This is a genomic window from Streptomyces griseochromogenes (genome assembly GCF_001542625.1).
GTDB classification, from domain to species: Bacteria; Actinomycetota; Actinomycetes; order Streptomycetales; family Streptomycetaceae; genus Streptomyces; species Streptomyces griseochromogenes.
The window spans coordinates 1,146,493-1,159,496 of the sequence record NZ_CP016279.1; the positions used below are offsets into that span (position 1 = coordinate 1,146,493).

General features: G+C 72.4%; 10 protein-coding genes. 3 read left to right on the top strand and 7 right to left on the bottom strand.

Features of this window, described 5'->3' with window-relative positions:
* On the top strand, window positions 1-513 hold the full coding sequence (locus AVL59_RS05435) for a hypothetical protein (protein ID WP_067300045.1): 513 nt from the start codon (window positions 1-3) through the stop codon (window positions 511-513).
* Here AVL59_RS05435 and AVL59_RS05440 read toward each other — a convergent pair.
* A complete protein-coding gene (locus AVL59_RS05440; protein ID WP_067300046.1) occupies window positions 510-1,406 on the bottom strand; it encodes a helix-turn-helix transcriptional regulator in 897 nt (298 codons plus the stop codon). The two genes, AVL59_RS05435 and AVL59_RS05440, sit on opposite strands and share 4 nt — an antisense overlap.
* Before the next feature lie 180 nt (window positions 1,407-1,586).
* Between AVL59_RS05440 and AVL59_RS05445 the strand changes: the two genes are divergently transcribed.
* Window positions 1,587-2,630, top strand: a complete 1,044-nt coding sequence (locus tag AVL59_RS05445; RefSeq protein ID WP_067300047.1) for an NAD(P)-dependent alcohol dehydrogenase — start codon at window positions 1,587-1,589, stop codon at window positions 2,628-2,630.
* A gap of 59 nt (window positions 2,631-2,689) precedes the next feature.
* On the opposite strand, the gene AVL59_RS05450 is transcribed toward AVL59_RS05445, so the two are convergent.
* The 6 genes from AVL59_RS05450 to AVL59_RS05475 form a co-directional block, all read right to left on the bottom strand.
* The gene (locus tag AVL59_RS05450) at window positions 2,690-3,424 is read right to left on the bottom strand and encodes a type 1 glutamine amidotransferase family protein (protein WP_067300048.1); all 735 of its coding nucleotides are present in this window, start codon (window positions 3,422-3,424) and stop codon (window positions 2,690-2,692) included.
* A gap of 381 nt (window positions 3,425-3,805) precedes the next feature.
* Complete coding sequence (locus AVL59_RS05455) at window positions 3,806-6,241, bottom strand: SpoIIE family protein phosphatase (protein WP_067300049.1); 2,436 nt, start codon at window positions 6,239-6,241, stop codon at window positions 3,806-3,808.
* Window positions 6,242-6,395: 154 nt separating this feature from the next.
* Window positions 6,396-7,118 (bottom strand): peptide-methionine (S)-S-oxide reductase MsrA, encoded by a 723-nt coding sequence (gene msrA, locus AVL59_RS05460; RefSeq protein ID WP_067300050.1) that lies wholly within the window; start codon window positions 7,116-7,118, stop codon window positions 6,396-6,398.
* A gap of 86 nt (window positions 7,119-7,204) precedes the next feature.
* The gene (locus AVL59_RS05465; RefSeq protein WP_067300051.1) at window positions 7,205-8,296 is read right to left on the bottom strand and encodes a hypothetical protein; all 1,092 of its coding nucleotides are present in this window, start codon (window positions 8,294-8,296) and stop codon (window positions 7,205-7,207) included.
* A gap of 196 nt (window positions 8,297-8,492) precedes the next feature.
* The gene (locus AVL59_RS05470; RefSeq protein ID WP_067300052.1) at window positions 8,493-10,127 is read right to left on the bottom strand and encodes a M48 family metalloprotease; all 1,635 of its coding nucleotides are present in this window, start codon (window positions 10,125-10,127) and stop codon (window positions 8,493-8,495) included.
* Window positions 10,128-10,369: 242 nt separating this feature from the next.
* A complete protein-coding gene (locus AVL59_RS05475; RefSeq protein WP_067300053.1) occupies window positions 10,370-11,488 on the bottom strand; it encodes a hypothetical protein in 1,119 nt (372 codons plus the stop codon).
* 359 nt (window positions 11,489-11,847) lie between these two features.
* Here AVL59_RS05475 and AVL59_RS05480 point away from each other — a divergent pair, with 359 nt between their 5' ends.
* Window positions 11,848-13,002, top strand: a complete 1,155-nt coding sequence (locus AVL59_RS05480) for a cystathionine gamma-synthase (RefSeq protein WP_067300054.1) — start codon at window positions 11,848-11,850, stop codon at window positions 13,000-13,002.
* Window positions 13,003-13,004: the final 2 nt, after the last annotated feature.

Here is a 13,004-nt window from a genome sequence, read left to right on the forward strand (position 1 = left end):
ATGACCGCCGCCATCACCGCCATGATCACTGCCGTCGTCGGTGTCCTCGGGACGCTCCTCGCCCCCGCGCTCAGTCAGCGACACGCCGCGCGGGAACGTGCCGAGGAGGCCGAACGGGCCGAGCACAGGCGGCTGTTCGAGGAGCGACGGGACGCCTACACCGCGATGAACCGTGCTTCCCGGCACTTCCACACCCTGCTCAAGGACGCCCTGCACCGGATCCGCGACGGCGTCTACACCGATCACGACCGCGAACAGCTGGAGGAGGCCCGGCGCGACCACCGCGACCGCTACGCCGAGGCGCAGATGGTCGTACCCGAGCGGATCCTGGACGCCTCACGGGCTGTCAACGAGGTGCTGGCCCGGACGGACGCCGTCACCAAGCGGCTCGACCGGGGGCTGCCCCGGGAGGATGAGAGCGCCGAACGGGCGCTGCTGGAGCTGAAGGAGGCCGAGCCGCTGCTGACGGCCATGCGCCGGGCGATGCGGGCCGACCTGGGCGTCCAGGACTAGGCCGGCACCGCCTGGGCCGCGTCCGTGGCCCAGCTCGCCAGCAGGCGCAGGGACTGGGCGGAGGGGGAGCCCGGTTCCGCGTGGTAGGTCACCAGGGATTGGTCGGAGCCGTCCGTGAGGCGGAAACCCTCGTAGTGCAGGGCCAGGTCGCCGACCAGGGGGTGGTGCAGGCGCTTGACGCCATGGCTCTTCTCCTTGACGTCGTGGGTCGCCCACAGACGGCGGAACTCCTCGCTCTTGACCGAGAGTTCGCCCACCAGGGCGGACAGCCGCGCGTCGTCGGGGTAGCAGCCCGCGTCCATGCGCAGCGCGCAGACGATGTCGATCGCCTTCTGCTCCCAGTCGATGAACAGATCGCGGTACTCGGGGTGCAGGAAGACCAGACGGGCCCAGTTCCGCTCGGCGGGCGGGAGCTTCGACCAGTCGCCGAAGACCGCCGCCGCCATCCGGTTCCAGGCGAGGATCTCCGAGCGGCGCCCGGCGACGTACGCCGGTACCCCCTCCATCGAGTCCAGCAGCTGCCGCAGCGCCACCCGCACCTGCTGCTGCCGGGCCGCGGGCTTCTTCTTGTGCGCCTTCGGCTTGGCCAGGTGGGTGAGGTGGGCGTGCTCGGCGTCCGTCAGGCGCAGGGCGCGGGCGATCGAGTCCAGCACCTCCGCCGAGACGTTGCGTCCGTTGCCCTGCTCCAGGCGTGTGTAGTACGCCACCGACACCCCGGCCAGCTGGGCCAGCTCCTCACGGCGCAGCCCGGGCACCCGGCGGTGCCGTCCGAAGTCGGGCAGCCCCACGTCCTCCGGCTTCAGCCGGGCCCGCCGGCTGCGCAGGAACTCGCTCAGCTCGGCCCGCCGGTCCAGGGGCCGTCCGGCACCGGCTGCTTCCGGCTGTTCGTCCATAGGGCCAGTATCGGGCCTGCGCCACGGTCGTACGCCTGCGTTCCTGTCCCCGCCAATGGTAGGAACAGCGGTCGTACGCAAACCTGTGGACTGGGTGGTGCGGGGAGATCGGATGCAGGCTGGACCACGTACCCGGTGGAAGGCAGCCGGGCACACGACCCCTGCTAGGAGAACCCCGGCATGACCACTGTTGCTGCTTACGCCGCGCCCGCACCGAAGGCCCCGCTGGAGCGGACCACCATCGAGCGGCGCGCGGTCGGCGCATTCGACGTCCTGATCGACATCAAGTTCACCGGTATCTGCCACTCCGACATCCACCAGGCCCAGGACGGCTGGCGCCCCGGTATCTTCCCGATGGTCCCCGGCCACGAGATCGCGGGTGTCGTCGCCGAGGTCGGCTCCGGCGTCACGAAGTTCACCGTCGGTGACCGGGTGGGCGTCGGCTGCATGGTCGACTCCTGCCGCGAGTGCGACAACTGCAGGGCCGGCCTGGAGCAGTACTGCCTCAAGGGCGGCCCCGTCTGGACCTACAACGACACCGGCAAGGACGGCGAGCCCACCTACGGCGGCTACGCGCGCAACGTCGTCGTCGACGAGAACTACGTCGTCCGCATCCCCGAGGGGCTGTCACTGGACGTGGCCGCGCCGCTGCTCTGCGCGGGCATCACCACGTACTCGCCCCTGAAGCACTGGAACGCCGGCCCCGGCACGAAGGTCGCCGTCGTCGGCCTGGGCGGTCTCGGCCACATGGGCGTCAAGATCGCGCACGCGCTCGGCGCCGAGGTCACCGTCCTGTCCCAGTCCCTGCGCAAGAAGGACGACGGCCTGATGCTGGGGGCCGATCACTACCACGCCACCGGCGACCCGGACACCTTCGAGGAGCTGGCCGGCACCTTCGACATCATCCTGAACACCGTCTCGGCACCGCTCGACTTCGCCGCGTACCTGTCCCTGCTGCGCACGGACGGCACCATGGTGAACGTCGGCCTCCCCGAGGAGCCGGTGCAGATCGTCCTCCAGTCCCTGCTCGGCAACCGCCGCAGCATCAGCACCTCCGGCATCGGCGGCATCGCCGAGACCCAGGAGATGCTGGACTTCTGCGCCGAGCACGGCCTGGGCGCGGAGATCGAGCTGATCCGTGCCGACCAGATCAACGAGGCGTACGAGCGGGTGCGGGCCAGCGACGTCCGCTACCGCTTCGTCATCGACATCGCCACCATCTGAGCCGCCCGGCCGCCCAGCGGCCGAGCACACGCGACCGGCCCGGGACCCCGGGCCGGTCGTCAGCCCACCTCGAACGACTCACCGGCGGCGTACGACCGCACGGCCACGCCCGCGTCCCCACCCGGCCGTACGACATGCACCCGCCCGCGCCCCGCCACCCGGGCACCTTCGCCGCCGACCTCCAGCAGTGTGTTCTCGTCGACGGCGACGCCGTACGGCACCGTCCCGCGTCCCACCGCCGCGACCAGCCGTGCCAACGTCCCCCACTGCGCCGCGTGCACGTCCACCGCGAACGGCACGAGCCCCAGCCCCGCCCGTACCTCGATCTCCGCAAGGTCCTCCCCGGTGTCCTCCGGGCACACCGGCACCCCGTCCAGCAGCCAGCCGCCGACCACCGCCCGCCGCGCGGCGACGGCGGCACCCGCGGAGAAGCCCGCGTACGGCACCCCGCGCTCGGCGAGCAGCCGCGGCAGCCGCTCCAGGCAGCCGGCGAACGCCTCCTGATACGCGGGCGTCAGCCCGCCGCACCCCAGCAGCCCGTCGACACCGTCCAGCGCGCCGTCCGGCTCGAACCGCTCGCCCAGCGGCACCAGCAACGGCACCGGCACACACGCCCCCGCCTTCCCCAGCGCCTCCGTGTACCGCTCGAACTGCCGCTGCCCGTCACCCTCGTCGACGATCACACACCCGATCCGCGGCACCCCGCCCCCACCACGGGCCGCCGCCCGTAGAAACGGCTCGTACACCTCGGCGACGTCCCAGCCACCACCCACCAGAAACGTGTGCCCGGCCATCCGGCTTCCTCCCCTTGTACGTGTCCCCTGTGCGTTGCTCCGCGTGAGTTTCGCGAGTGGTGAATGTACGGGGAGGAATGGATGGCGTCGCCCGAATTACCTGCTCGTGCCGACCCCTGCCCGGGCTCGATCGCCGGCTTTCGCGGCGTACGCGAGGAGGTCCGCGAAGCGGAGCCAGGGGAGCAGGTACGTGTTCAGCGGCGCGTAGCCGGGACGAGTGAGGCCGTGGATGCCGTGGACGGCGCCGGCCGGTTCCTCCGCTGCCGGGCCGTCGAGGCGGCCGAGGGCCTTGAGGTACGAAGAGGCGCAGGCGTCGAGTCGTGCGCGCAGGTCGGCGAAACGACGAAGGGCGCGGTCGGCTGTGGTTGCGGAGGCCGCGGGTCAGGCGGGCGGCAGAGGCTGCTCCGTCCAGACCGTCTTGCCGTCGTGGGTGTAGCGGGTGCCCCACCGTTCCGTGAGCTGCGCGACCAGGAAGAGCCCGCGGCCGCCCTCGTCCGTGCTCAGGGCCCGTCGGAGGTGCGGGGAGGTGTGGCTGGTGTCGGACACTTCGCAGATAAGAGAGTGCGTACGGATGAGGCGCAGGGTGACGGGGCCGGCCGCGTACCGGTAGGTGTTGGTGACGAGCTCGCTGGCGACCAGCTCGGTGGTGAAGGCCAGGTCCGTCAGCCCCCATTCGGTCAGCTTCGCCGTGGTCAGTTCCCTCGCACGGGCGGCGGCGGTCGCTTCCAGGGGCAGCTGCCATGTGGCGACATTCTGCGGCGGCAGCACCCGGGTGCGGGCGATGAGCAGTGCGATGTCGTCGGAGGGGCGGTGATCCTTGGCCAGCAGCGCTTCGACCACGGCGTCGCAGGTGCGGTCCAGGGGATCGGCGGAGTGGGAGAGACACCCGTACAGGTTCTCCAGCGCGGCGTCGATGTCGCCGTCGCGCGCCTCCAGGAGGCCGTTGGTGTAGAGGGCGAGCAGGCTGCCCTCGGGGAGGTCGAGGTCGTACGTCTCGAACGGCAGTCCGCCCAGTCCGAGCGGCGGACCCGCGGGCAGATCGAGCACGGTCACCTGGCCGTCCGGCGTGGCCACCACCGGAGCCGGGTGGCCGGCGCGGGCCAGGGCGCAGTGCCGGGACACCGGGTCGTAGACCGCGTACACGCAGGTGGCCCCGAGCACCTGCTCGATCGCCGACCAGTTGCCGTCGGCGTTCGCCTCCAGTTCGGAGGCCAGCAGACTGACTAGATCGTCCAGCCGCGCCACCACCTCGTCCGGTTCCAGGTCGAGACTGGCCAGGGTGCGCGCGGCGGCGCGCAGGCGGCCCATCGAGGCCGCGGCGTGGATCCCGTGGCCGACCACGTCTCCCACCACCAGGGCGACCCGCGCCCCTGACAACGGGATCACGTCGAACCAGTCACCGCCGATGCCCGGTTCACCGCTCGCCGGCAGATATCGGCAGGCCACCTCGACGGCCGGCAGATCGGACACCGCGTTCGGCAGCAGACTGCGCTGCAGAGTCAGAGCGGCGCTCTGCTGCTGGGTGAAGCGGCGCGCGTTGTCGATGCAGACGGCCGCACGCGAGGAGAGCTCCTGGGCCACCGCGGCGTCGCCGTCCTCGAAAGGCTCCGCATGGCGCGACCGCCACAGGCTCACCACGCCCAGTACCAGGCCGCGCGCGACCAGAGGCACCGCGATCAGTGAATGAACACCCAGCCCCAGGGCGATCTCGATCCGCCGCCGGTCCATGGCGTACCACTCGGGGCGGAGCGACAGCAGCCCCTCCAGAATCGGGCGCCGCTCGGCCAGGCACCGCGCCTGCGGAGATTCCGGAAGCAGCGGGACCACGTCGCCCTCCTGGTGCGGGACGCGGTGTTCGGGCGGCGAGAGCGCGGCCCGGAGCAGCGGACCTGTGGAACCGGGAACCGGTTCCTCACCGAGCATCACCGGTTTGAGGAGGTCCACCGAGCAGTAGTCGGCCAGCCCGTGGACGACCTCCTCGGCCAGTTCCCGGGCGGTCTGTGTCACGTCCAGTGAGGTCCCGATCCGGGCGCTCGCCTCGTTCAGCAGGGCGAGCCTGCGCTGGGCCCGGTGGCGTTCGGTCACGTCCTCGATCGTCTCGGCCACGCCGAGAACCCGGCCCGACGGATCTTCCATCCGGAACGCCGAGACGGACACGACCCGATCCCGGCCCGGATCGTGGCGCGCCCGGGCGGACTGTTCCGTGAAGATCAGCGGCTCGCCGGTCTCCAGGACGTGCCGCACCCGTTCCTCCGTCGGACCCGCGTCCTCGTCGACCATGAATTCCCGGGGGCGATGGCCCACCGGCGCCGAGGCCGGGACGCCGCTCGCCTTCTCGACCGCACGGTTGACCCGGATCACCGTCCTGTCCGGGCCGTAGGTGACCAGACCGATCGGGGACCGGTTGTACAGACCGTCCAGCAGCGCTCGGTCCCGCTGCCAGGCGATGACCTCCGAAGCAGGAGCACCGACCAGGAGCCACTCCTGACGGTCCCCGTCCCGGGTGACCGCGCGGGCCCGGAAACCCATCTCCACCCGGTGTCCGTCGCGATGCCGGACGGGCAGGACACCGAACCAGCCCCCCGCCTTCACGGCGTCCAGGGCGACGGACCGCACGACAGCCAGATCACGGGTGTCGACCAGGAGGCCCTGCCAGGCCCGTCCGATCACTTCCTTGGCCGGATAGCCCAGCAGCTCCTGTGCGCGGGCGCTCCAGCCGACCACGGTGCCTTGATCGTCGAGCACGGCCGAAGCGCCACGCCCGAGGGCGAACGGATCCTCGGGACTCTCGCTGAAATGCATCGACGGCGTCCCCATAGCCACCACCTTGCCTCGTGACTCCGATGTTCCTCCCCACGGTCCAGGTCCGCGACTCTCTTCCCCTCTCGGCCCGGCAGCACGACTCGGCCGCGGCACCGTGCCGATGACGACCGACTCCGCGGCCGGCCGGGCGGGACTCAGGCCGGTTCGGCTACCTGTCCGAGACCTCCGGCACCTCCGGTGCCGGAACGATCCCCGTCGGGCACGACGCGCCCCGGTTCGTCGCGAACGGGGTGCTCAGCTCGACTCCCGTCCCGCCCAGACCGCAGTAGCCCGCCGGGTTCCTGTCGAGGTACTGCTGGTGGTACGCCTCGGCCGGGTAGAAGGGGCGGCCGTCCGCCGGGAGGATCTCCGTGGTGATCGTGCCGTGGCCGGAGTAGGTCAGGACCTTCTGGTACGCGGCGCGGGAGGCCTCGGCCGCGGCCGCCTGTTCCGGGGTGTGGGTGTAGACCGCCGAGCGGTACTGGGTGCCCACGTCGTTGCCCTGGCGGAAGCCCTGGGTCGGGTCGTGGGACTCCCAGAACGTCTTCAAGAGACGGTCGTAGGAGATCCGCCGCGGGTCGTAGACCACCCGGACCACCTCCGTGTGGCCGGTCAGGCCCGAGCAGACCTCCTCGTACAGGGGGTTCTCGGTGTGGCCGCCCTGGTACCCGACCAGTGTGGTGTGCACGCCCGCCGGGAGCTGCCAGAACTTCCGCTCGGCGCCCCAGAAGCAGCCCAGGCCGAAGTCGGCGGTCTCAAGCCCCTCGGGGTAGGGGCCGAGGAGCGGGTTGCCCAGGACGGTGTGGCGCTCGGGGACCTCGAAGGCGGGCCCGGCGCGGCCCTTGAGCGCCTGCTCGGGGGTGGGCAGCTGTGGTGTGCGGCCGAAGAGCATGGGGTCTCCCTGTCGGTCCGGGGACGAAGGCCGGCCTCAGCGGGCCGGCACGTCGTCCAACGGCGGGGAAGTCCGCCGAATTCCGGTCAGGCGGCGCCCGTCACCGCCCGCACCGTCTCGTTGCGCACCTGGCAGTAGTACGCCGCCGATCCGTCACCCCGGTACCTCCAGGGCAGCGCGTCCACATACCCGTCGACCAGCTTGAACTGTTCCAGCGCGGCCTCGTGCCGGTCCTGGAGATGGAGGTAGAACGCCAGCAGGTGGCGCACTTGCGCCAGGGCGGGGTGGCCGGGCTCGGCGGCCGCCACATCCGCGAGGCCCGCGTCGACCCGGGCCACCATCTCGGGTGTGCCGTCGGCCGCGACGGCGGTCGACTCGTCGTGCTCGAAGTGCGCGACGAGCGGCAGCACCGACAGCAGAGTGCCCGGCGGCGCCCCGGCCGCCGCGCGCTCGGCGAAGTCGAACGCCTGCTGCCGCGAGCCCCGCCACTTCGCGCACCAGTACTGGAGGGCCGAGTAGTGGGCCCCGAAGTGGTGCGGGGCGCGCGTGGTGATCTCCGCCCACAGCTTGTCCATCTCGGCCTGCGGATAGCCGAGGCCGAGCGCCACCCAGATCTCCGCGATGTACGGCGTGGGGTCGTCGGGGTTGAGGGCGGCCGCCCGCGCGATCTCCTCGCGAGCGCTCACGAGCGTCCGGTGGAAGCCTTCGAACTGCTCCCGCGTCGTGTGCTCGGCCATTTTCGCGCCCCGCAGCTCCCAGGCCAGGTCCACCGTGCTGTTCGCCCTGACCACGGCCGCGTCCGGGGCATCGGGCCGCGCCGCCTCCCAGGCCAGCAGCCATGCGTCCTCCTCGGCCGCGAGCGTGGCCAGCAGCCCGGTGAACGTCGTACGGCGCTCCCAGTCCCGGCCGATCGCGTCCAGCACTTCGGCCGCGGGCTGCCAGTCGCCCTCCCGCGCGGCTGCGAGGGCCTGTGCCCAGGGCGCGGGCAGCGGTGCGGCGTGCTCGGTGTCCTGCCGCTCGGCGGGCAGCAGGCCGAGCCGCTCCGCCGCCTCGGCCGCCTGGTCGGCGTCCGGAGGGCTCGGCGAGAACAGTTCCTTCACGAACGCGCCGGTGAACCATACGGCGGCGATCACCACGGGGAGGGCCAGAATGCCCAGGATCCAGAGCAGGACGGTCATCGGGGGTTCGGTCCGTTCGTCGGAGGGGCCGGGGTGTGCGCGGCTCGCGACCGTGGTGCCGGCCGCGCGGGTTGTACGGGTTGTACGGCTCGCGCGGCTGTGTCGCTCGCGTGAGCTGTGTTCCATGTGCGGGCTGTGTTGCCTGTGTGAGCCGTGCGGCCGACGCGGGCCGTGCCGCTCACGCCGGCTGGGCCGCTCACGCCGGCTGGGCCGCCGGTGGCAGCAGTGCGCGCAGGGGCGCGGTGTCGGGGTGGTCGGCGAGTGCCGCGGCCACGGCCGCCTCCAGCGCGGCCTCGGGGCCGTCGTCCGGCGTGTTCTGCGAGGCCCAGCCGGGCAGGCGGACGGTCGCCGGACGGGACCAGGAGAACTCCCAGTGCAGCAGCGAACGGGCGCTGAACTCGGCCAGCACCATCGTCCGCAGCAACTCACCCAGCCGCGGCCGTACGAACTCGCGGAAGGCCCGGCCCTTGGCCGCGGCCGCCTGCTCGGACAGCGGCAGCCGCTCCGCCAGCACCCACAGCCGGCCGTCGTCGATCACCTCCAGCAGTGCGGTCAGCGTCGGAGGCTGCCCGGTGAAGTCGGCCAGCGCCCGGTGCAGCGGGGTGCGTGCCGAGGACAGGCCCTCGGTCATGGAGGCGTCCAGCAGTTCCTCCCAGGCGCCGGTGCGCCGGAAGGCGAGGACCTCGTCCGTGAGGACGGCGTCCTCCAACGCGGCCAGGGTGCGCCGCGCGTCGGTGAGCAGGGCGGACGCCGAGCTCTGGGCCTCCTCGGCGCGACCGTCGGCGGGCAGCGCCTCGATCCGGCGCACCCGCTCGGCGATCGGCGGATGGGAGTCGTACGGCGAACTGGGCTCGGCCGGCAGCTCGGCGCGCAGCTCCACCAGTTCCCCCGCGCGGGCAGACAGCAGCCGGCCGAAGCCGCCGAAGAACTCGCCGCGCGGCGGCAGCAGCCGCGCCGGCAGGCCGAGGGTGGCGTAGGAGTCGAGGTAGAAGTCGTGGGAGGCGGCCAGCACGGGGATCTCGCGCAGCGCCGACGCGGTCGCGTCGCGGCCGGCGATGCGGGCGGCGGACAGATCGGCGGCGTACTCCTGGGCGCGGGCCGTGGAGAGGGAGGCGCGCAGGTAGAGCTTGCCGTACGCGGTGTAGATCGACGCCATCGTCCGGTACGTCGCCCCGGCCCCGCCGGTGTCGACCGTCTTCGCCTTCTTGCCCTTGGCGACCCGCCTGGCGGAGGCCTCCTCCTGGCGGGCGCGCTCGGCGGCCACCTTGCCGTCCGCCTTCGCCCGGAACTGCCCGATCACCCGGCCGATCTGCGCCCTGCCGCGCACCACCAGCGCGGCCAGCCGGGTGTCTCCGCCGGTGAAGTGGCCGTACTCGTGGGCGAGTACGGCACGCAGCTGTGCCTCGGTCAGCCCCGTCAGCAGCGGCACGCCGAGGTAGAGACGGCGCCGGCCGGGCAGCAGGCCGAGCAGCCGCGACCGTTCGCCGACGGCCGCGTTGACGTCGGCCGTGAGCAGGATCCGGTCGGGGGCGCGGGTGCCCGTCGCCGCGGCGAGTTCCCGGACCAGGGCCCACAGCCGGGGCTCGTCGGCTTCGGCGACCGCGACGCCGGCCGGCTCCTCGCCCCGGGGTGTGCGAAGCATGAGCATGCCGCGTACGACGGGGACGGCGAGCAGCACCGAGACGATGACGATCTTCACGGCGAGCGCGCCGTGCGCCCAGGTGAACACCGCGATGTCGAGGCCGGCCAGCGCCCCTAGCAGCACGAGGCTCAGCAGATAGAAGCCGAACAGCAGAACGAGGGCACGCAGCGCGCGCAGAGTTGCGCCCATCGGGCAGATTCCCCCACAGGACCCGGAGAAGCGGACATGGCGAACACCGTGCACCGGTGCTGCCGTGAGCGTGGGGGGACTCAGAGCTTGCTCGGAGCGAGACGCAGAGCGGACTCGGCGTCGGCTCGGGCAAAGCGTGAGCAAACTCGGAGCACGCGGAGTATGCCCTACCGCAGGTCAGCAGGGCAATCCCAATTCCGTTGGAGCGGTGGGGTGATGGGGTGGGGTGGGGTGGCGGCCCGTCAGCCGGGCAGGCTCGCCGGGCTGCCGCCGTTCGCCTCGTAGCCGGCCACCGCCAGCGCGCGGTAGAGGGCGAACTCGGCGGCCGGGTCGGCGGAGAGGGTCCAGGGCAGCGCGCCGACGTGGCCGTCCACGTGTATGAGCTGGTCCATGGCCTCCGCCCAGCGTTCGGCCCGGACCAGGAAGAAGACCAGCAGGTGACGGACGTGGGCGAGCATCGGGTCGTCGGGGCGGGCCGAGTGCACCGCGTGCAGCGCGCCGTGCATCGCCTTGGTGAGAACCTCGCTCTGGTACAAGCTCGCCACCAGGTTCACCTCGGGGAGGTGCTCGAAGACCGCGAAGAGCGGCAGCGCGGCGAGCAGCGAACCCTCGGGAGCGCGGGCCGCCGCGGCCTCGGCGAACGCGTACGCCTGCGCGCGCGAGCCGTGCCACTTCTCGCACCAGTAGTGCAGCGCGGCCAGATGCGCCCCCATGTGGTGCGGGGCGCGGTCCAGGATGTTCAGCCACAGCTTCTCGAACTCCGGCTGCGGATAGGCCAGGCCCCGGGCGATGGACAGTTCGACGATGTACGGCACGGGGTCGCCGGGGGCCGGCAGCGCCGCCTGCTCGCACGCCTGACGGGCCTCCTCCATGATGATCCGGAAGTCGTCCGTGCCCGGCGTGGACGTCCGCCACGCCTGCTGCACCAGGAACTCGGCGTGCACCGCCGCGCCGCCCGCGTCCTCGGGCCGCTCGGCCCGCCACACCCTGAGCCACTGTCCGCCGGGCGTCTCGTGCACCCCGCCCGGCCGCTGCTGCAGCTCCAGCGCCGCCGCGCCGGCGAAGGCCTGCACCCGCTGCCAGCGCACCTCGCCCTCGGCCTCGGTGCCGGCCAGCAGCTGGGCCGCCGCGCGGTAGTCCTGGGTGCGCTGCACCAGGTCCAGGACGTCCAGCAGGTCCTGGTCGGGGCCGGGCATCCGCACGTCCAGCTCTTCCTGGCGCACGAAGCCGTAGACCGCCGGGTCGGCGGCGTCCGGGTGGCCCGGGGCAACCTGCTCGATCACCCCGCGCCTGCGCCGTACGAGCGGCAGCATCACGAAGCCGAGCAGGACCAGGGCCATGAGCAGCCAGAGAATCGACATGCTTCAAGCGAACCAGACGCCGCCGACAATTGGCCAACCTCGCCCGCCGAGCCTGTGGAAAACTCCGGCCAGGTCATGACGGGGGCGGCCGACGCCGTCGTACACCGGGGGCGATGACGGCCCGGCGCCGCCGCGCACACCGACTGCCGCGGACACCGGCCGCCAAGCTCACCGGCCGCCGCGGACACCGGCCGCCGCGGACACCGGCCACCGTGCACACCGGCCGCCGCGCACACCGGCCACCATGCCCGAATACCGCCGTACGCAAAGGCCGCCGTGCACAGGGAAAACCCTTTCGCCGGAGCTGTGCCACCCAGCCGTCCGGCAGCACCCGCGCGAGCGCACTACGCTCGGTGCACATGAGCGACAGGCAGATCAGTCAGCACTTCGAGACCCTCGCGATCCACGCGGGCAACACCGCGGATCCCCTCACCGGCGCGGTCGTCCCGCCGATCTACCAGGTCTCGACCTACAAGCAGGACGGCGTGGGTGGCCTGCGCGGCGGCTACGAGTACAGCCGCAGCGCCAACCCGACCAGGACCGCCCTGGAGGAGAACCTCGCCGCGCTGGAAGGCGGCCGCCGCGGCCTCGCGTTCGCGTCCGGCCTGGCGGCCGAGGACACCCTGCTGCGCACGCTGCTCAGCCCCGGCGACCACGTGGTGATCCCGAACGACGCCTATGGCGGAACCTTCCGCCTCTTCGCCAAGGTCGTCTCCCGGTGGGGCGTGGAGTGGTCGGTCGCCGACACCAGCGACCCGTCCGCCGTGCGCGCCGCGATCACCCCGAAGACCAAGGCCGTCTGGGTGGAGACCCCCTCCAACCCGCTGCTCGGCATCACCGACATCGCCGCCGTCGCCCAGGTCGCCCACGACGCGGGCGCGAGGCTCGTCGTCGACAACACCTTCGCCACCCCCTACCTCCAGCAGCCGCTGTCGCTCGGGGCGGACGTCGTCGTGCACTCCCTGACCAAGTACATGGGCGGCCACTCGGACGTGGTGGGCGGTGCGCTGATCGTCTCCGACCAGGCCCTGGGCGAGGAACTGGCCTACCACCAGAACTCGATGGGCGCCGTCGCCGGCCCCTTCGACTCCTGGCTGGTGCTGCGCGGCACCAAGACCCTCGCGGTGCGCATGGACCGGCACAGCGAGAACGCCGCCAAGATCGTCGACATGCTGACCCGGCACAAGCGCGTGACCAGCGTCCTGTACCCGGGGCTGCCCGAGCACCCGGGCCACGAGACCGCCGCCAAGCAGATGAAGGCGTTCGGCGGCATGGTGTCCTTCCGGGTCGAGGGCGGCGAGGAGGCCGCGGTCGAGGTGTGCAACCGCACCAAGGTGTTCACGCTCGGCGAGTCGCTCGGCGGTGTCGAGTCGCTCATCGAGCACCCCGGCCGGATGACGCACGCCTCCGTGGCCGGCTCGGCCCTGGAGGTCCCCGGCGACCTGGTGCGCCTGTCCGTGGGCATCGAGAACGTCGACGACCTGCTGGAGGACCTGCAGCAGGCCCTGGGCTGACG